This window comes from Pectobacterium versatile (genome assembly GCF_003932035.1).
GTDB classification, from domain to species: Bacteria; Pseudomonadota; Gammaproteobacteria; order Enterobacterales; family Enterobacteriaceae; genus Pectobacterium; species Pectobacterium versatile.
This window is the reverse complement of record NZ_CP034276.1, coordinates 1,150,138-1,169,967: the sequence shown is the minus strand read 5'-3', so window position 1 is coordinate 1,169,967 and position 19,830 is coordinate 1,150,138. Positions and strand designations below refer to the sequence as shown.

Below are 19,830 nucleotides of genomic sequence, written 5' to 3'. Positions count from 1 at the left end.
CACTTTTCACGTTGCAGTGCGTTATCTTCTCGCACCTCGAAATCTAGTCGGGCATCATCCAAAACCAGCCCATCAAGCCAGATTAAAGCGGAACGGTGGCAGTAGCCAGATTTGCGCCGCTTCAATCACCTCATTCATTCGCTTTTCATCCAACTCACGAATAATGCGTTGCAGGTAATAATCCTCACCTTCACCCCGCATTCCCATGTTGCCCTGCCAGGCTTGCAGTAACCGGGTACGCGCTTTGTTCTGCGCGTCCTCATCCGCACGCAGGCTATCGCTTTCACGATCATAACATTCAGCCAGCCAGGCGCTCCCTGCTTTATTTAGCAATAACAGCGGCTTGCTCATTCCCTGACGATATCCATCCAGCATGACAGCCAGATGTTCTCTGGACTGCGCTTCCGACAACGCAGCAAAGCGCCACGCCGTGTCTTCCCGCCCATACAGCCGGCTTTCGCCCTGTCCGCCCGTTGCGCAGTAGGCCAGATGCTCCAACCACAGCGTAATGCCATCCTTCATAGAAAGCGTGCCCGGACGCCAGCGCAGCAAACCATCCGGCTGAACCTGATTCAGCCACCCCCTGACGCGCACGCCGTCAAGGAGGATATCCACTTCCTGACTCGCCGACTGCGAAGGCGTTAATTCATCGCGTACACGCGCAGCCAACTGCGCCATCTCCTGCTGCTGTTCCTGCCAGTAAATTTCGCCGAACGCGCCATAGGGCAGTTCACCCGCGGCTCTGGCACGGCGATACAGTTTTTCCGTATCGCCTTCATTAATCAAGGTATTAAGCAACTCGCTATTTAACTGATAGCGGTTAAGGCTATCAACCACAAAGGGCTCTTCATCCAACAGCTCATCGCTGTGCAGCATAAAACTCACGCCAAGCCGCAGTTGAAAAAAGGCTCGCACAGGATGACGATAAAAACGCTTCAGATCGTCCAGACTGACATCCCTATCACTCGCTCTTTCGGACAAAGCTTCACGATCGAAATCAGGCTGAGCTTCCCCTTTTTGGTTCGCCGCCGCCAGCCACTCTGCCGCAAAGCTCAACGGCTGAGGTGAAGACTGGAAGTTATTCGCATCAAAAGGCATCCGGCTATGTTCACGGCAAAGGTGCTTCACCACGCGCTCCGCGCTGCTATCGATATCCAGCGCTTCATCACCCGGCAGGACGTAACTTTGTGCAATATATTCCGTCAGTTCGCTGACCAATACGGAAGGATAGCGACGCGTATTATCCTGGATCGAGCGCCAGATATAGCTGATATAGAGTTTGTGCTGCGCCGACAGGAGCGCTTCAAGAAACAGGTAGCGGTCATCATCACGTCGGCTACGATCGCCGCGCTTGATTTTCCGCCCCATCAGATCGAACCCGAGTGGCGGCAGCGTTCGGGGATAAACACCGTCATTCATACCCAACAAACACACGACCTTGAACGGGATGGAACGCATGGGCATCAGCGTACAAAAGTTGATCGAACCGGCCAGAAAACGCTGGCTGAGTCGCTCCTGATCGAGACGCCGCGACAGTTCATCACGTAACCGGGAGATCGGCACCTGTTGCGGATAATGCGCCATCGTGCCCATACCAATCACGTACTGCCACTGTTTTTCCACCAAGGCCAGCGCCGCTTCGGTCTCGCTGTCAGCATCAAAGAAGGTTTCGATCAGCTCTCGACACAGCGGTAACCAGTCAACAAGCACACGTGGCTGAGACAGACGCTGACGCCAGTGGTGGATCTGCATCAGGAGTTCGGCCAGTTGACCAGCCAGTTCGGCAATCAGGCCGCTGGATTCATCGTAAGGCAGTACGCCCTGCCAGTCACCGACCTGGCTGTCCATCGCATAGCCCAGCAGCATTCTCGTCAGGCCAAAACGCCACGTATGTTGCCCCGTTGGCGGCAGCATCAGATCGCGCACGTTGTCGTCATCCAATCCCCAGCGCACGCCTGATTCCACGACCCACAGGCGCAGACGACGTAGCCCTTCTTCCTGAATACCGAAACGCGCAGCCAGCGCGGGTACTTCAAGCAATGCCAGAACCTGTTCTGCCGTAAAACGGCTCGTCGGTAAATCCAGCAGGCTGATTACCGCCTGCAATGCGGGATGCGCATGTCGCGCACGCTGATCGGAGATGGCAAAAGGCAGATAGCGGTTGTCCGGAGCGTTACCAAATACCGCCTGAATAAACGGCGTATAGCTGTCGATATCCGCCATCATCACAATGACGTCGCGCGGCATCAGCTCAGGATCGTCAGCCATCATGGCCAGCAGCCGATCGTGAAGCACTTCAACCTCACGCTGCGGGCTATGGCAGGCGTGAAAATCAATCGAACGATCGTCGAGAGCCAGCAGGCGTTTTTGCATGCTGGTGTTCTGCGTTTCGTGGCTGACGGCCACCACCGCGTGGTCTTCCAGCTCAAGAATGTCGCGCTGCAAGGTTTGCAGCAGATTTTCACCATCCGACTCAACAAAGGCGTCGATTTCCTGCACGTTATCCAACTCAGCCAGCAGATAAAGGTTATCGCGCCCCAGCTTTCCCCACGATGCCAGCAAGGGGTTATTAATCGACTGTTTACCGTCGTCGTTGAACAACGTTTCTGCCTGTGAGGAATCGCGAAAGAGCGGGCGGGTTTCATCAGGCTGTTCACCATCAAAGCAGTGTAGGCGACGGTGGCGGGCTTTTAGCTTCGCCAGAAATTTATAGTCCTGAATGTCACTCCAGTAATGGCGGCAGGGATTGGTAAATAGCAGATGCACGTCAATATGCTGCGCCAGCGCGTTCAACGCCTGTAAATAGATAGGGGGTAACGCCGAAATACCGCAGATAAAAACGCGTGGCGGCAGGCCTTTCGGACACGCTTTTGCCTGTTCTAGCGCAGTAATAAAGCGTTGATACAAAATCGCATGGTGCCATTCGGGCTGCGCCAGTTCGCGAGTGTAGTCAACCAACGCACGCCACAGCGCCGATTGCCACAGCTGGTTGCCACCGAGATCGTCAACCTGTTTCCCTTCTTGCCATGCCTTGATCCACTCGGGACGATAAATCAGATATTGATCGAAAAGATCCGCTACGCGTCCGGCAAGCTGATGCAGCTTGCGCTGATTATCGTCATCCTGCAAATAGTGGTTAAGGGCCACAAAATCAGGCTGTGCCAACAAATCGGGCAGCAAATGCATGAGCTTCCACGTCATCGCATCCTTGCTGAAAGCGCTTTCTTTTGGAATATCCGGCAGCACATGGCGACACATATTCCACAAAAAAACACCGGGCAGCGGGAATTGAATATTGGCAGCAATGCCGAAGTGCCCAGCCAGTTCAATTTGCAGCCACTGCGCCATCCCCGGGCTTTGCACCAAAATCACTTCCTGCTGGAAGGGATCTGCAAGCGGCTGACGTTTTATCAGCTCAACCATCAGTCTTTTCAAGATATCCAACTGATTGGAGTGATAGATTCTAAACATTCTGGCTCCTGCTACCGCTGCTTACGATTGATAATTCATATACCCGTCATACTTCAAGCTGCATGTGCGTTGGCTTCCCTTACTCACCCCAGTCACTTACTGGTGTAAGCTCCCGGGGATTCGTGCGGTTGCCGCCTGCCTGCAACTCGAATTATTTAGGGTATAGCTTGCCAGGCATGTTTAGCTGACAGGTGATGACCGGCAAAACCAACGGTTTAGTGTAGCCTGATAGCGACGTGGCGTCATGACTCTTGCCGTTACCTGACGGCATTCTCCATTCTGTCGCGGCTCTGACACACTAAACTGCCAATTTTTACTCGCAAGAGACGCAATATTATCCAGATCGGACGGGTGATACGGCATACCCGCTTCATAAGCCTCCAACTGTTGCATCGCAAACCGCCAGGCCTGACGCTGCTGCAACTGGTGCTGAAATGACTGCTGCAAAATCTGGTGATATTGCAGTAGCCCCATCAGCGACACGGCGAACAGCAGCGCCGCCACCAGCGTCTCTGGCAGGCTGAAACCAGATTGACGACTCCTTAGCCTGTTGTTCATTGCGCTACTCCGTTGCATCACAGCGTGCGACATCTTTATCCGGGCAAAAGTCTAACCAGCCGTTACCCAATGGTTGAATCGCAATCTGGCCCGACGACAGTCCCGAAAAGGACACGCGTTGGTACAACGTCAACGGTCGCGCCGAAGCGGGCAGAGTCCCTTCGCCACGCAGTAATCCTTGTTCCCCATCCGAGGCCGCACGCAGGCATACCACAAGCTGTTCTGCCGACAACTGCTGACACTGCCAGTTTTCCGTTAGCGTATTCCAACGCTGCCCTCTTCCCCAATTCAGCGAAGACAATGCCTGATTAAACGCTCGCAGATAGTGTCGTTCATCGTTCCCCACCTGAATGGCAGTATCAAGCTGGCGTTGCAAACCGGACATCAACAGCAGGCCGATAATGGCGATGAGCAGCACCATAGCCAGCGTTCCACTTCCCTCCTGATGTCCTTTTTTCATTGGTTACGACCAAGAATAAGGCGAGTAGTATGCTGCCGAACGGCAGGACGCTTGGCCCAATAACCGGCCAGTTGTAATTCATACAACGCCGCATTATTTTTCGCAGACAGACGCTGTAACCGGAACACCGTGAGTACCACCTCCTGCGGATCAAACAGCTTCTCCCACCTGTCGCCCTGACAGTTATGCGCTCCACTCTGAATTTCCAACGACCGACCGCGCAGACGATAGCCAAAAGACTCGGCATCTTGCTGTTCCCCACCATCCCAAACCCCATTTCGGTTCAGATCGTAAGAAACATTCAGACAGCTATTTTCCGCCTCCCCCGGATACTTCCCTATGCTGATTGCCTTTCCCTGACAGGTTCCCGCACAAAAACCTGCCCGACGGATGTCTTTCTCAATTCCCATGGCGACCTGACTGAAGAGCTGCTCCAGCCGGAAAAGCTGTGCGCTGTCCTGACTTTGACTACGCAACAGAGGATACAGCTGTGCCGCCGACAGCATAATCAGGCTACCTAAGCTCAGCGCTAACAGGATTTCCGGCAGCGTGAATCCACGCAGCTTACCCCTCAGCTTTGGTTGCCTTAACACGATTTGTTTCAGCATAGGGGAATCGCCAGGACAGCCTGCGATTCGCTGCACAGACGCATGCGCCCTCTCACCGAGATGATGAGGCGTAGCTGACCCGCAGAATTCGACAGCGAGATGTGCCCAGCCTGTGCCGCGTTACGCAAGCCAAAGAACGTAAAAACGTTGCTTGTGAACTTTGCCAACACCACATCCTGCGTGCGGCGAACGAACTGTCTCGGATGGTTCTCACGGCACGTATCCTCTGCCTGCGTTTCATTCTGCCCTGCCACCATGCACCATAATTCTCCCTGCGGTATGAGCTTCGCTGTGCGGGTTTCGTTATGCCAGTAGGCATTCGCCTGAACCCGACTCAAAAAGTCCAGCAGTTGCTGGGCACTCTGCTCCAGACGAATTGCCTGCTGATACTGAATCCAGCCATGCAAGCCGCCCCCCGCCATTAGCGCCACAATCGTCAGCACCACCAATAATTCAAGCAAGGTAAACCCTCGCCGTTGTCGATTATCTGTTTTCATGGCGTCAGGATAATAAGTCTTATCAGCAAAAACAGCGTGTTAACGACGTTATACGCGGCGGCTCGCAATGTTTTACTGCAACGATGTAACAACAGAAAAAGCGTGCGGGGAGATAGGGAAAACGAGGGAATAGCAGGAGAAAGCACGCAGTGAAGGAGGTAATGTCACACCCCGAGTAAGTCGGTGACAAGGAGGAATCGAACTCAGGATAAGGAGATCGAAATGAAATCAACAACAGTGAGAGAAAATGGGACCTCAGCTCTGGAAGTGGCAAATCGTTACTTTAGTATGGTTAACCTTGGTATGTCAGTTTCCCCAATGAATCAGGATGATGTTGATTGGTGCATTGCTCTTGCCAGAGAAAGCGATTTCGATATTGACTGGCGTTTGGCAAAAATGAGTCTTTACGCTGATAGTGAATTCGGGTTTATCTTTAAGATCGATGCTGATATACCAACAACAAAACCCGACGGGGCTTGTGTTTGTTCGTTCAGTACAATAAACCATATATTAAGCATTGAGTTACTTCAGAATTTCTCAAAAAGGGGTTCTATTCTGGATGGGAAAATGTTGACCTATTGTTTAGTCATCATCCTATTTTTTCTTATCAAGGTGGAAGGTGAAGGCGTTTATATTCAAAGCCCAGTCAATGACAAAGTTGCTGATTATTATATCAAAAATCATCAATTTTTAGATATAAGCGGAGATAAATCTATCCTCTTTCGCTCGGCAGATGATTTACTCAACTGGTTCATATCGTATTCAAAGCGGGGATAACACATTGAGGAAGAGTAAATAATGCGCGACAATGTGGCTAATAAATCGTCATTTTGCGAGGTAGTTATGAATAAAGAGCCGACAGATTACCGTGCGACGGTGTCATCTCGACAGATGAAATCTCATGCTGGCCGCAAAATGCAAATTACCAGTGAGGAAGAATTATTTACTCTCATGTTTATCGCGGCTGATGGGATTAAAAACTCCCCAGCACCATCGATTCAGGAAACGGTAGGTCCGTTGCACGAAGAGAAATAAAAAAAGGCCGCATTACGCGGCCCTGAAAAACATGGGAGAGACTTAGATCGCAACCGGTGCTTTGATGGCAGGATGCGGATCGTATCCCTCAATTTCAAAGTCCTCGAAGCGGTAGTCGAACAGCGTATCCGGGCGGCGCTTAATCACCAGTTTAGGCAGCGCGCGCGGTTCACGGCTCAACTGTAAATTCGTCTGTTCCAGATGGTTGTTGTACAAATGCGTGTCGCCGCCAGTCCAGACGAAATCACCAACGTCGAGATCGCACTGCTGCGCCACCATATGCACCAGCAGCGCATAGCTGGCGATATTGAACGGCAGGCCGAGGAAGATATCGCACGAGCGCTGATAAAGCTGGCAAGAGAGTTTGCCATCCGCCACGTAGAACTGGAAAAACGCGTGGCACGGTGCCAGCGCCATTTTGTCCAGCTCACCCACGTTCCAGGCAGACACGATAATACGGCGAGAATCTGGATCCTGTCTCAACTGGGTCAGGACATTCTTCAACTGGTCGATCTCACGACCGTCTGCGGCTCCCCATGAACGCCACTGTTTACCGTAAACCGGCCCCAAATTACCGTTCTCATCCGCCCATTCGTCCCAAATACTGACTTTGTTTTCATGCAGATAAGCAACATTGGTATCGCCGTTCAGGAACCAGAGCAGTTCATGGATAATCGAACGCAGGTGGCATTTTTTGGTGGTAACCAGCGGAAACCCGTCCTGCAAGTTGAAACGCATCTGATGGCCGAAAATAGAACGCGTGCCCGTGCCGGTGCGGTCGGCTTTCGGCGTGCCTTCTTCAAGCACTTTCTTCATCAGATCCAGATACTGTTTCATACTACCTCACCACAAAAATTAAAGAAGGACAGCGGATTATTGCTGTGCAGGCTGACGGCGATAGGCCCAGACCATCATCAGAATACCGGCGATAACCATCGGCAGTGACAGGATTTGTCCCATGCTGAACAGGTCGCCGAACAGCCCCAGCTGTGCATCTGGCTGACGAAAGAATTCGGTAATAATTCGGAATGTGCCGTAACCGATCAGGAAAAGCCCTGAAACGCTGCCCATCGGCCGAGGTTTACGGATAAAGAGATTCAGAATGATAAACAGTGCCACCCCTTCCAGCATCATTTGATACAGCTGGGAAGGATGACGCGGCAACATGCCATACTGATTGAAAATCGCCTGCCACTGCGGATTACTGACGGCCAGCATCATATCTTCGCTACGCGAACCCGGAAACAGCATCGCCCACGGCGTATCCGTCGTCACGCGTCCCCACAGTTCGCCGTTGATGAAGTTGCCCAACCGGCCTGCGCCAAGCCCGAAAGGAATCAAAGGAGCAATAAAATCAGCAACCTGGAAGAAATGGCGTTTGGTGCGATGAGCGAACCACAGCATGACGCAAATCACGCCCATTAAGCCGCCGTGGAACGACATGCCGCCATCCCAGACTTTGAAAAGATAGAGCGGGTTTTCAAGAAATGACGGGAAGGCATAAAACAGGACATAGCCCAGACGCCCACCGACGAAGACGCCAAGGAACCCCATATACAGCAAGTTTTCGACTTCATCTTTGGTCCAACCGCTACCCGGTTTATTCGCCCGACGCACCGCCAACCACATGGCAAATACAAAACCCACCAGATACATCAGCCCATACCAGTGCAGCGCCAGCGGGCCAATTGAGAAAATCACTGGATCAAACTGAGGAAACGCCAGATAGCTTGTCGTCATCATTCACCACATATTTTATTGTGTTATCCCTGCTTTCGGGATCGTCATTGATAGGCAAAAGGCAGGAGAATGAATCCGTTCCTGCGAACCGCGGTGGCGAATCATAGCATACGCACCCGCGCTCGTTGCTTGCTGAGGGGAAAAGTTCTGTAAAACATTGAGTCGTTGTTAAACATTTACTCGCAATGACATCTTGATGTATCCGCCACTATCGCACCGCGACGAATTAGCGTCCGCCGCGAATCAAGCCGCCCAATCCACGCTCTTCCATGAAAATCGCTGCCCACTGTCGGACTTCCGTCGCGCTCTGTGCATTCAGCAATTGCTTCACCAACGACTGCGATTCAGCCAGTGTAATTTGGCGCAGCAGATATTTAATTCGCGCCACGCTACGCCCGTTCATACTGAACGAGCGATAACCCAGTCCGGTCAGCAGCAGTGCACCGAGCGCTTCTCCCGCCATTTCACCGCACACGGAAAGCGGAATGTTATGTCGCTCGCACTCGACGGCGATCATATTCAACGCCTGCAACATGGAAGGATGCAGGCTGTCATAAAGCGATGCCACGTGAGCGTTGTTACGATCTACTGCCAGCAAATACTGCGTCAGATCGTTGGTGCCAACCGAAACAAAATCGATGCGAGAAGCCAGATGGGGGAGCAGGAACAGCATCGACGGGACTTCAATCATGATCCCAATTCGCGGCTTGGGCTGCGGGAAGCCCAGTAATTCCTCCACTTCGCCCGCGGCCTGATCGATCAGGCGACGCGCTTCACTGATTTCATCCAGACTGCTGATCATCGGCAGCAGGATGTTGAGATTGCCAATATGCGCGTTGGCACGCAGCATGGCGCGCACCTGAATCAGAAAGATTTCAGGCTGATCGAGCGTAATACGAATGCCACGCCAGCCGAGACACGGGTTCTCTTCGCTGATAGGCAGATAAGGCAGTGGCTTATCTGCGCCGATATCCAACGTGCGCAACATCACAGGGCGCGTAGGATAAAGCGCCAACATGCTTTGATATTGCGCCATCTGCTCATCTTCGGACGGAAACCCGCTTTGCAGCATAAAAGGAATTTCTGTGCGATACAGCCCCACGCCATCGACCTGATTGATAAAGCGTTTTTCGTGCTCGGCGCTCAACCCTGCATTCAGCATGACCTGAATGCGCTCGCCGCTTTTCAGCACGGCAGGCTGCTCCATTTCGCCTTCGGCCAGACGGGTCAGCTCGTTTTCTTCCGTCAGCAGGCGCTGATATTCCTGTACCAGTACGGGTTCAGGATCGACCAGCAGCTCGCCGCGATAGCCGTCAATGATCAGCAGGCGCTGATGCAGCATGTCAGGCTGAATATCCGCGCCCACCAGCGTCGGAATGCCCATCGCACGGACGAGAATCGCCGCATGCGAATTGGCGGCACCGTCATACACGACAACACCAGCCAACCGCTCCGGCGGCAGTTCCGCCAGCAGCGTGGCCGTTAATTCGTCCGCCACGAGGATAAAGCGCTCAGGCCATTGCCCCATGATCTGCGCGTTATCGTCGAGGTGGAACAGCAGCCGTTGCCCCAACGCACGCAGATCGCCGGCACGCTCGCGCAAATAAGTATCCTGCAAATTGGTGAACTGCGCGGCAAAGCGCTCGATTACCAGCTTCACAGCCCACTCGGCGGCATTGCCCGCATCCACTTCCTGAAAGAGTTCACGCTTGAGCCGCGCATCATTCAGCAAGTGCGAATACAAATCGAAAATCGCCGCACTCTCTTTCTGCGCGCTGGCGCTAAACCGCTTGCTGAAGCGACGGAATTCCGCCGTGGCCTCTTCCAGCGCCTGCGTTAAACGAGAACGCTCGCGCTCACTGTCCAGACTCGACGCGGGGAAAACCTGTTCCAGAGAAGGTTGGGTACAATCCTGCCAGCCGGGGGCAATCGCCACACCCGGTGCAGCCACCAGCGCCTTAACGCGCGTTTGGCGGTATTGACCGAAGAGCGTTTTTATCTGCGAAAGGGAGAGAATAGCGGCCATCTGCGTGGCCAGCGTCACCATGAACGATTCTTCGTTCTTATCAAACTGACGATGTTCACGCTGTTGTACCACCAGCACGCCCAGCAGGTGGCGACGGTAGATAATGGGAACACCAAGAAAAGATCGGAAATGTTGCTCTTTCACGGCGGGGATATATTTGAAACTAGGATGTGCACGAGCATCGGCCAGATTGATGGGCTCAGCACGTTGCCCGACCAGCCCGACAATGCCTTGCCCAAACGCCAGCGTAACCGTGCGCCCGCGCGGTTTTTTCAACCCGCGCGTTGCCATCAGGTAATAACATTGACGATCGTGATCGGCCAGATAAATGGAACAGACTTCCGTGTCCATAGCCTGACAGGTCTCATTGACCAGAATGTCCAGCGCATCACTAAGGCGGGCCGTTGCCGCAACGTTTTCGACAATTTCTCGCAAGCGCGTGAGCATAATGTGCCTGAATTACCCTCTTTTTCGCCGAGGACCGGATGGCGTAACCACCCGAGCCGCAACACTCTCCTGAAGCAGTATCACCGGGTTGATAAATTCCTTCATCACGCGACGATACACATCTCGCTTAAAAGAGACGACCTGACGTACCGGATACCAGTAACTCACCCAGCGCCAGCCATCAAATTCCGGCGTGCCGCTGCTCTGCATATTGATATCCGACTCATTACACATCAACTGTAGCAAAAACCATTTCTGCTTTTGGCCGATACAGACCGGTTTTGTATCCCAACGCACCAAACGCTTTGGTAATTTATAGCGTAACCAGTTACGGGTAGATGCCAATACGCGCACATCCTTTTTTCTTAACCCGACTTCTTCAAACAGTTCGCGGTACATCGCCTGCTCAGCACTTTCACCGGGATTAATCCCCCCCTGCGGAAACTGCCAGGAGTGCTGACCATAGCGCCGGGCCCACATCACCTGCCCCTGCCGATTACAAATTACAATACCAACGTTTGGGCGGTAGCCATCATCATCGATCACCGGACTACCTCGATAAACATCAATGCAAAGATGACCTGATTGTTTCACACTCCCGTCAGGCGGTAAACCACTGCTTAGAAAGCATGTGATACGAATAAAAGTAAGATAACCCACAGATAAGATCAAAGTTATAAACATGTGAAGACCAGAATCGGTAATTTATTCACTTTTTCTGTGGACATCTTTGTGCAGAACCCATGAAGAAGTGAGTAAAACTCATTTTTCATGAAGAAAAAATATTAATGCGAATTAAAAAATAGTGCTTTTTATTCATAAAATTACAAACCCTTTTACTTGAAATGGCGACCCCTTATTTTTTGTTCAAATGGCGTACAACGCAAGATTGGCGAAAGATCGCACTATGCCGATTTTATCCACAGGGAATGCCTCAAAGTCAGGCAATAAATAGGCAAAAACAGCAAAAAGGCCGGGCGTCAAGGCTGTAAATCGAACCAGTAATTCATGTTTATGTGGGTTATCCAAGAAATCTGTGGATAACCTAGTGTAAGATCCTGTTTATTGTCGGTGGCTATACGTGCACAGTTTGCAAAACGGTGTTAAGTGATCGCCATCACACTAAAAAAAAGCGCTACGAATCATGCTATTATTGTTTTTCTCCACAGACCTCCAGGCTGTGCATTGGTATTCTCCACGTATTGTATTTTTTTTGAGCGGAAAAACATCGAGCTATACGCTATGAATTCACCCACGGTTCACACGACTGCGCCACCAAGTGAGCACACGTTGCTGGAGCGCGCGCAATCCCTCGCGGGTTATAATCTCGCGGAATTAGCGGACATCGCTCGCCTGCCCCTTCCTGCCAACCTGAAACGTGATAAAGGCTGGATTGGTATCTTGCTGGAGCGTTTTCTGGGTGCAAGCGCAGGCAGCAAGCCCGAGCAGGATTTCCCCGACATCGGCGTTGAGCTAAAAACCATTCCTATTGATGAACAGGGTAAACCGCTGGAAACCACGTTCGTCTGCGTCGCACCGTTAACAGGCAACAGCGGTGTGACATGGGAAAGCAGCCACGTACGACACAAGCTCGCGCGGGTACTGTGGATTCCGGTAGAAGGCTCGCGGCACATTCCGCTGGGGGAACGCCGTATTGGCACCCCGCTGATCTGGAGCCCCAATGAAGAAGAAGAGGAACAACTGCGCTGCGATTGGGAAGAGTTGATGGATTTGATCGTGCTTGGTCGGGTAGAAAGCATCACGGCCCGACACGGTGAAGTACTACAGTTACGCCCCAAAGCGGCAAATAGCCGGGCATTAACCGAGGCAATTGGCGAATTCGGTCAACCGATTCTGACCTTACCGCGCGGGTTCTACCTGAAAAAAACCTTTACCGCACCGCTACTGGCCCGCCACTTTATGCAGCTCAGCAGCTGAATTTCATTAGCGCAATGTTCTATTAGCACGATGCTTCGTCAGTGCCTCACTTCATCGTACACTAGCCTTATACGCCGCACTCGATTACGCAGCAATCGTGCGACAAGGGAATCCGATCTGGGAAAAGCCTGACTCCGCCCCAGAACAAAAGGGATGCCAGCACACGGCCGCAATGCGAAGTATGACAGTTATGTACTCTAAATAATTCGAGTTTCAGGAAGGCGGCAAGTGAGGGAATCCCGATGAGCTTACTCAAGTAAGTGATTCGGGTGACTGACAAACCTGCCTTTAGCAGGTTTGAACGCTGCTTGCAGCGGCCCCAACGGGGCGAGGCACACGCCAGTGTGCCGAGTAGCGCAGCCAACGCACATGCAACTTGAAGTATGACGAGTATATTTTCACGACATCACACTTTCGCTTGCCTACGCACTAAGCTGGCAGAGTATAATATCGTTTACGTTTCGTTTAAGGTGTATTGAAATAATGTTTGATTGGATTGTTGATCCGAACGCTTGGTTAGCGTTGGGAACGCTGACTATTCTGGAAATCGTTCTTGGGATCGATAACATTATTTTCCTGTCTCTGGTTGTCGCCAAACTGCCTAAAGCACAGCAAAACACAGCTCGCCGCATCGGGCTGATGGGTGCGATGTTAATGCGTTTGGGACTGCTCGCTTCTATTGCCTGGGTTATGCGTCTGACCGACCCGCTGTTTACCGTCGCAGGCAATGAAATCTCCACTCGTGACCTGATCCTGCTCTTAGGGGGACTCTTCCTGATCTGGAAGTCGAGTATGGAAATTCACGAAACCGTCGAAGGTGGTTCAGAAGAACAGACTTCCAAGGTGTACTCTTTCTTTGGCGCGATTGTGCAGATCATGCTGTTGGATATTATCTTCAGCCTGGACTCGGTTATCACCGCCGTCGGCCTGTCTGACCATCTGTTTATTATGATGGCAGCGGTCATCATCGCCGTTCTCGTGATGATGTTCTCTGCACGCCCTATCGGCGAGTTTGTCGAACGCCATCCGTCCGTCAAAATGCTGGCCTTGTCGTTCCTGATCCTGATCGGGTTCACCCTGATTCTGGAAAGCTTCGACGTTCACGTACCGAAAGGCTACATCTACTTCGCCATGTTCTTCTCGATGTCCGTCGAGGCGTTAAACCTGCTGCGCAGTAAAAAAGAAAAAACGACACACTGATCGCCGCATAGCGAGCGCTCACGATAAAGGCGTCCTAATCAGGCGGCGACCTGCCGCCTGATTACACAAAATTAATACCCTCCAAACACATTTTTTCCATTATTCCTACGTTATCCCCTGCAACCATTTGCTAGACTCACCTTAGGTTTTGGCATTGATAAACGGGTTAATATAATGAAAGTACGGATGAAAATGGCAATCACACTGGCGTTATTATTCACCCTGGCGGGCTGTTCCAGTGACTACGTGATGGCGACAAAAGAGGGGCAGATGCTCCTGACGCAGGGAAAACCCGTGCTGGATAAAGATACCGGGCTGCTCAGCTATACCGATGAGCAAGGTAATCAGAAACAAATCAACAGCGATCAAGTCTCCCAGATCGTGCAGCGCTAACGGCAACGTTAGCCTGATATTTCCCCCCTCGAACGACGCTCTTCGGCAAAATCCTGCCGAAGGGCAACAGAAGAGACTTCCCCACTCGCCACGGCTTCGTTTATAGTCGAATTCAGGTGTGTCTTCCCAAACTCATTGGAATCGCAGCAAATCATGCGGAAATGACGGGAAATGCGCCTGCTATTTTCAGACATAAGGAAGCTGGCAATGCAATATCACCGTATTCCCCATAGTTCTTTAGAAGTGAGCGTGCTGGGTCTTGGTACGATGACCTTTGGCGAACAGAACAACGAAGCAGACGCTCATGCCCAGTTAGATCACGCCATTGCCGCAGGTGTTAACCTGATTGACACAGCAGAAATGTACGCCGTTCCTCCGCGCCCAGAAACACAGGGACTAACCGAGAGCTATATCGGTTCCTGGCTGAAATCCCGTGGTGGACGTGAAAAACTGATTGTGGCCAGTAAAGTCTCCGGCCCCGTGCGCGGAAACGATCACAGCATTCGGCCACAGCAGGCGCTGGACAGAAAAAACATCCGTGCCGCATTGGATGCCAGCCTGCAACGCCTGAACACCGACTATATCGATCTCTATCAGCTGCATTGGCCACAGCGCCAGACCAACTGCTTTGGCAAGCTGAACTATCAATATACTGATGACAAACCGCAATATACTGACGACAAATCGGTCGTGACGCTGCTGGAAACCTTGGAAGCGCTGAATGAGCAGGTGCGTGCCGGTAAGATCCGCTACGTCGGCGTCTCCAACGAAACCCCGTGGGGCGTGATGCGCTATCTGCATCTGGCGGAAAAACATGACTTACCGCGTATCGTGTCGATTCAGAACCCCTACAGCCTGCTGAATCGCAGTTTTGAAGTCGGCTTAGCGGAAATCAGCCAGCATGAAGGCGTGGAACTTCTCGCCTATTCGTCACTGGCATTCGGTACGCTGACGGGTAAATACCTGAACGGCGCGAAACCGGCAAATGCGCGTAACACGTTGTTTAGCCGCTTCACCCGCTATACCGGCCCACAGGCTCAGGCAGCGGTTGCCGAGTACGTGGCGCTGGCGCAAAAGCACGGTCTGGATCCGGCGCAAATGGCATTGGCGTTTGTGCGCCAGCAACCGTTCGTCGCCAGTACGCTGCTGGGCGCGACGACGCTGGAACAGCTGCAAATCAACCTCGACAGCCAGAACCTGACGCTGGACGGCGAGATCCTTGACGAGCTGGAAGCGATCCACCGCCGCTTCACGTTCCCGGCACCGTAAACGACAAATTCGGGGCTTACATGAGCCCCGAACCTCCTCCTTCACAAACAACCTCTTAGTCACATTTTTATGCAGATGCGGAGATGGTTTCGTGCGCCACAATACCGCCATTTTCATGCTACGTCGCAGCACGCGCCCGACTCAGGGCGCTCAGTCGCCGCCGCCCTGAGAACCCAGGCTTTCCGGCTAAATTATATCGCTGCGCGATGCCATCGGTGCTCATGACCGCTAGACGAGCCGCCAGTGACGCGCTCCCGACGCGGCACTAGCTTTCGCGGCATCCATGCCGCTCACTCGGCAGTCATGCCCACCGCTGCATAATTTCTTACGCCGGATAACGACCCACCCCCTTTGCACCCTACATTAATTTTGTATAAGAGGCGCCTTCACCGAAGAAGAGTGGACACTTAATCATGGGCGGCGCTGTCTTTTGGCTGAAACAGCGGGACGTCTTTGCCGGTGATATAGCGCTTACGCAACCAAGACGATATCCCATCCATCACCATCACTATCGCGACTAAAATCAGGGTGATAAACATCACCACATCCCAGTTCCATAAGCGCATATTCTCCGCATACACCAGCCCAATGCCTCCCGCGCCGACAAAACCCAATACAGCGGCAGAACGGGTATTCGATTCAATCTGGTAGAGGCTGAGCGCCAGAATGATGGGGAACGACTGCGTGAAGATACCAAAGCGGTGTTTTTGCAGCGCATTCGCCCCTAACGCGCTCAGGCCTCGTCCGGGTGAACGTTCGACAGCTTCATGTCCTTCCGCGTAGAGCTTGCCGAGTAGGCCAATATCCTGCATCACGATAGCCAACAGCCCCGCCAGTGGCCCCAGTCCGACGGCTCGCACGAATATCAGCCCCCAAATCGCCATATCAATACCGCGCATCATGTCCAGCAAGCACCGCACCAGCAGGGCAATGGGCCGTAATCCGCGACGCTGCATGATGTTACGCGCCGCAAAGAAGGAGAGTAACAACGCGATACAGGTCGCCGTTACCGTCCCCGCAAACACAATCGACAGCGTGATAGCAATTTGCGACAGGTAGTAACGAAAAGGCCAGTTGAGAAAATCATGCCAGACAAACATGCGTAAAAAATAGCGCCCTAACTGCGCCGAGCCATTGATCCACTGCTGCCAACTGATGCCAAAGGTCTGGAAAAAGAATAGGTAATACAGCGTGACGGCCAGCACCAGCAGTGCAATTCGGCGTAGATAACGCGGCTGTATGCGAAACAGGTCGGGATGCTGCTTTTTCAATTGATCGACATCAGGCGACGTCACGGTTCTCATGTCACTGTCCTTCTACCACACGGCGGCGTAGATAGCCGGATAAACCATCCAGCAGCGAGACCACCACGAGAATCAGCAATAAGGTCATGCTCACCTGATCGTAGCGATCGAGCTTAATGTTGGTCATCAGTTCCTGACCGATGCCACCCGCGCCGACCAGGCCAAGAATGGTTGAGGAACGGAAATTAATCTCCATGCGCATAAAGCTGTAGGAGAGAAAAATCGGCTTTACCTGTGGCCAGAAGGCGAAACGCATAATCTGGAGCTTGTTGGTACCACAGCTTGCCAGACCGCGTACCGGTCGATCGGACGCACTTTCCAAAGACTCATAAAACAGTTTGGTTAAGCTGCCAACGGTGTGCAGCGCCAGCGCAATAAAGCCGGGCATGGCACCGATGCCAAAAGCCATGACAAACATCACCGCCCAACCCAGCTCCGGCATGGTGCGTAAAAAAGCCACCAGCGCGTGAATAGTCACACGCAGCAGCATCGCGCTTTGCGTATTCGCGGCGGCACAAAATGCCAGTATCGTGGCAACCGCCACCGCAACGATCGTGGAAGCCAGCGCCATTTGCAGCGTTTCCCAGATCAGCGGCAGCTGTATCGGCAGGCGATATCCCCAATAAGCCAAAGAACCTTCGGTGTGAACGTTCGCCAGAAGGTGCTGCCAGTGCAGAACAGGCAGCGTATCGTGCAAGTAGCTGAAAAAATTCGGCAGAGAATGCCAGATTGTCGCGGGGCTAAATTCAGCGACCTTGCCCGCCCCCAGAAACAGGCAGGCTAGCAGCAAAGACCACAGTAGCGCCTCGCGCTTTTGTCGCCCTTTGATCTGTTGATAATAGTGCTCAAAGTCATTCTTCAAAGCAGTGTCCTGTTTGCCGGGCGATACGTCCTACCCTGACTTTGATGAGCGGACTGAAAATGTTGCCGCCCGTTCGATGTCGCGTCCGAACGGGCGTTGAGGGAACGGCGCAGCACCTATGCTCGATCAGCGATTGCCTTTCGTCAGTTCACGTTTCATGTCGATGATGTGCTGGTAATCATTCAGGCTTGCCGCGCCGATATGCTGAGTCCCGCCCATCGCCTTGGTAAAGCATTCATGCTGATCTTTATCCAACTTCATCACCGCAGTAATGACCTTCTGTTTGAAATCCGCGGGCAGTTTGTTACTGACCAGAATCGGGCCGTTCGGGATCAGCGGGGATTGCCAGATAATACGGATCTGCTGCATCAAATTCGGATGATCCATGCGTATCAGGCGGGTAAAAGCGCCGGCGGTATAGCCCGTGTTGTAATCGCCCACCATTGATGTCCAGGCGACGGCACCGTCAAATTGGCCGTTCAGTACACCCAGAATGTCCTGCTCATGGCCGCCAGAAAACGTCACGCTGGAAAAGAAATTGTTGTATTTGTTATCGTTATTCCCACCAAATTTCTGTTTAAAAATCTGATTGGGCACCAGAAAGCCCGAGGTTGAATCGGGATCGGCAAAGCCAAAGGATTTCCCTTTCAGGTCTTCCAGCTTTTTGTAAGGACTGTCGGCTTTGACCACCACCACAGAGTGGTAGCCGCGTGATTGGTCTTTATCGTCAACGGCGATACCGACGATATCCACTGCGTTAGGATCTTTCAGATAGACCGAGGCGAAAGCCGACGGCGACATACTCAGGACCAGATCCACTTTTCCCCCCAAAAGACCCTGAATGACGCCGGAGTAATCAGACGCGTTACGTAACCGGGTCTCAACCCCCAGTTCTTTATCAAGGAACTGTTTGACGCACTGATTATCACCGATCTGCTGTGTCGCATTTTGTCCGCCCAAAATACCCAAATTCAACTCTTTGGGCATCCCCGCCGCCGTCGCGCTGAAGACGGTCAGTGAGCTGGTTAACATCATCGCCAAACCAAAGATCTTTCTCATTGTTATCACCTGTTCTCGTGTCAAAAGCCATCGTGTTAAACGCACATCGCACTAATGTGCGTTCAGTTCATCGCCATACAGCGTATGAAGCAGCGGCTCATCCAATCGCGTTGGATGCCCGTCAAAAACAATGCGTCCCTGAGCGATCCCGATGACCCGCGTGCAGTAATGCTTCACCAGATCCACCGAGTGCAGGTTAACCATCACGCTTATCCCCTGCTGACTCACTTCCCGTAAGACATCCATAATGCGGCGGGTATTTTTGGGATCGAGCGACGCGACCGGTTCATCGGCCAGCAAAATTCTGGGCTGCTGCATGAGGGCCCGACAAATAGCGACACGCTGCATCTGGCCGCCAGAGAGGTTTTCCGCGCGCTGTAGCGCCTGTGGCAGCATGTTTAACCATTGCAACAGCTCGATGGCGCGAGCGCGGTCCTCGTCGGAAAACACACGAAAGAGTGACTTGAGCGTGGAGGTTTGGCTAAGGCGGCCCAGCAAGACATTGGTGAGGACATCCAACCGCGGAACCAGACAGAAATCCTGAAAAATCATGCCGCAATGGGCACGCCATTGGCGTATCTGGCGCGAGCTTAGCTTGATAATATCCTGTGGCGGCTCAGCGCTATAATCGATAATTTCGCCGCCGGAGGCTGAAATTGTGCCGTTTAACAGATGCAGCAGCGTCGATTTTCCTGCCCCGGAACGGCCAATGACGGCAACGAATTCTCCCGTGTGCAGATCGAAGTTAATGTCGTCCAGCACCCGGTGTTGTGGAGACCATGCTTTCCCCACGCCGCGAACGGACAGCACCTTTTGCGGCCGAACGGGCTGCAACTGCGTTTTGAATTCAAGGCCGGATTTCAATAGTGCCTGTGCCATCTTGATATCCACTGTGGTGAGGTAGCCCCCTCATTAAGAACAGATGGCATGATGGTTTAATGAATAACAAATGATTAAATAATG

The 19,830-nt window shown here is 52.5% G+C and carries 19 protein-coding genes; 6 read left to right on the top strand and 13 right to left on the bottom strand.

Annotated features, from left to right (window positions below; genetic code table 11):
- Positions 1–72 precede the first annotated feature (72 nt).
- From recC to EIP93_RS05330, 5 genes are all read right to left on the bottom strand, one after another.
- The gene (gene recC / locus EIP93_RS05350) at positions 73–3,471 is read right to left on the bottom strand and encodes an exodeoxyribonuclease V subunit gamma (protein ID WP_116362601.1); all 3,399 of its coding nucleotides are present in this window, start codon (positions 3,469–3,471) and stop codon (positions 73–75) included.
- Positions 3,472–3,651: 180 nt separating this feature from the next.
- A complete protein-coding gene (locus tag EIP93_RS05345; protein WP_116362602.1) occupies positions 3,652–4,047 on the bottom strand; it encodes a prepilin-type N-terminal cleavage/methylation domain-containing protein in 396 nt (131 codons plus the stop codon).
- Positions 4,034–4,489 carry a YgdB family protein gene (locus EIP93_RS05340; protein WP_223193359.1) on the bottom strand — a complete coding sequence of 152 codons (456 nt, stop codon included), beginning with the start codon at positions 4,487–4,489 and terminating at the stop codon, positions 4,034–4,036. The genes EIP93_RS05345 and EIP93_RS05340 overlap by 14 nt, the downstream gene beginning before the upstream one ends.
- A complete protein-coding gene (locus EIP93_RS05335; RefSeq protein ID WP_107332434.1) occupies positions 4,486–5,097 on the bottom strand; it encodes a prepilin peptidase-dependent protein in 612 nt (203 codons plus the stop codon). The genes EIP93_RS05340 and EIP93_RS05335 overlap by 4 nt, the downstream gene beginning before the upstream one ends.
- A complete protein-coding gene (locus tag EIP93_RS05330) occupies positions 5,091–5,594 on the bottom strand; it encodes a prepilin peptidase-dependent protein (protein ID WP_125232397.1) in 504 nt (167 codons plus the stop codon). The genes EIP93_RS05335 and EIP93_RS05330 overlap by 7 nt, the downstream gene beginning before the upstream one ends.
- 222 nt (positions 5,595–5,816) lie before the next feature.
- On the opposite strand from EIP93_RS05330, the gene EIP93_RS05325 reads away from it, so the two are divergent.
- The gene (locus EIP93_RS05325; protein WP_180744378.1) at positions 5,817–6,371 is read left to right on the top strand and encodes a hypothetical protein; all 555 of its coding nucleotides are present in this window, start codon (positions 5,817–5,819) and stop codon (positions 6,369–6,371) included.
- 21 nt (positions 6,372–6,392) lie between these two features.
- Positions 6,393–6,629, top strand: a complete 237-nt coding sequence (locus EIP93_RS05320) for a hypothetical protein (RefSeq protein ID WP_107332432.1) — start codon at positions 6,393–6,395, stop codon at positions 6,627–6,629.
- A gap of 42 nt (positions 6,630–6,671) precedes the next feature.
- Here EIP93_RS05320 and thyA read toward each other — a convergent pair whose 3' ends face one another.
- The 4 genes from thyA to rppH all read right to left on the bottom strand — a co-directional run bounded on the left by thyA (position 6,672) and on the right by rppH (position 11,388).
- Complete coding sequence (thyA, locus tag EIP93_RS05315) at positions 6,672–7,466, bottom strand: thymidylate synthase (RefSeq protein ID WP_010299697.1); 795 nt, start codon at positions 7,464–7,466, stop codon at positions 6,672–6,674.
- 36 nt (positions 7,467–7,502) lie between these two features.
- Complete coding sequence (gene lgt, locus EIP93_RS05310; RefSeq protein ID WP_010299695.1) at positions 7,503–8,369, bottom strand: prolipoprotein diacylglyceryl transferase; 867 nt, start codon at positions 8,367–8,369, stop codon at positions 7,503–7,505.
- Between the two features lie 226 nt (positions 8,370–8,595).
- Positions 8,596–10,842, bottom strand: a complete 2,247-nt coding sequence (gene ptsP / locus EIP93_RS05305; RefSeq protein WP_125232396.1) for a phosphoenolpyruvate--protein phosphotransferase — start codon at positions 10,840–10,842, stop codon at positions 8,596–8,598.
- 12 nt (positions 10,843–10,854) lie between these two features.
- Positions 10,855–11,388 (bottom strand): RNA pyrophosphohydrolase, encoded by a 534-nt coding sequence (rppH, locus tag EIP93_RS05300; protein WP_010282870.1) that lies wholly within the window; start codon positions 11,386–11,388, stop codon positions 10,855–10,857.
- A gap of 696 nt (positions 11,389–12,084) precedes the next feature.
- On the opposite strand from rppH, the gene mutH reads away from it, so the two are divergent.
- The 4 genes from mutH to EIP93_RS05275 all read left to right on the top strand — a co-directional run bounded on the left by mutH (position 12,085) and on the right by EIP93_RS05275 (position 15,642).
- Complete coding sequence (gene mutH / locus EIP93_RS05295; protein ID WP_010282867.1) at positions 12,085–12,780, top strand: DNA mismatch repair endonuclease MutH; 696 nt, start codon at positions 12,085–12,087, stop codon at positions 12,778–12,780.
- Positions 12,781–13,263: 483 nt separating this feature from the next.
- Positions 13,264–13,980 carry a TerC family protein gene (locus EIP93_RS05290; protein WP_103861201.1) on the top strand — a complete coding sequence of 239 codons (717 nt, stop codon included), beginning with the start codon at positions 13,264–13,266 and terminating at the stop codon, positions 13,978–13,980.
- A 174-nt stretch (positions 13,981–14,154) separates the two neighbouring features.
- Positions 14,155–14,373, top strand: a complete 219-nt coding sequence (locus EIP93_RS05285; protein ID WP_029368132.1) for a YgdI/YgdR family lipoprotein — start codon at positions 14,155–14,157, stop codon at positions 14,371–14,373.
- Positions 14,374–14,580: 207 nt separating this feature from the next.
- The gene (locus EIP93_RS05275; RefSeq protein ID WP_103861202.1) at positions 14,581–15,642 is read left to right on the top strand and encodes an NADP(H)-dependent aldo-keto reductase; all 1,062 of its coding nucleotides are present in this window, start codon (positions 14,581–14,583) and stop codon (positions 15,640–15,642) included.
- Between the two features lie 407 nt (positions 15,643–16,049).
- Here the strand turns inward: EIP93_RS05275 and phnE (EIP93_RS05270) are convergent, their stop codons facing one another.
- The 4 genes from phnE (EIP93_RS05270) to phnC all read right to left on the bottom strand — a co-directional run bounded on the left by phnE (EIP93_RS05270) (position 16,050) and on the right by phnC (position 19,746).
- The gene (gene phnE / locus EIP93_RS05270; protein ID WP_125232395.1) at positions 16,050–16,946 is read right to left on the bottom strand and encodes a phosphonate ABC transporter, permease protein PhnE; all 897 of its coding nucleotides are present in this window, start codon (positions 16,944–16,946) and stop codon (positions 16,050–16,052) included.
- Position 16,947: 1 nt separating this feature from the next.
- The gene (phnE, locus tag EIP93_RS05265; protein WP_125232394.1) at positions 16,948–17,808 is read right to left on the bottom strand and encodes a phosphonate ABC transporter, permease protein PhnE; all 861 of its coding nucleotides are present in this window, start codon (positions 17,806–17,808) and stop codon (positions 16,948–16,950) included.
- 126 nt (positions 17,809–17,934) lie between these two features.
- A complete protein-coding gene (gene phnD / locus EIP93_RS05260; protein ID WP_125232393.1) occupies positions 17,935–18,867 on the bottom strand; it encodes a phosphonate ABC transporter substrate-binding protein in 933 nt (310 codons plus the stop codon).
- 51 nt (positions 18,868–18,918) lie between these two features.
- Positions 18,919–19,746 (bottom strand): phosphonate ABC transporter ATP-binding protein, encoded by an 828-nt coding sequence (gene phnC, locus EIP93_RS05255; protein ID WP_107332426.1) that lies wholly within the window; start codon positions 19,744–19,746, stop codon positions 18,919–18,921.
- Positions 19,747–19,830 lie beyond the last annotated feature (84 nt).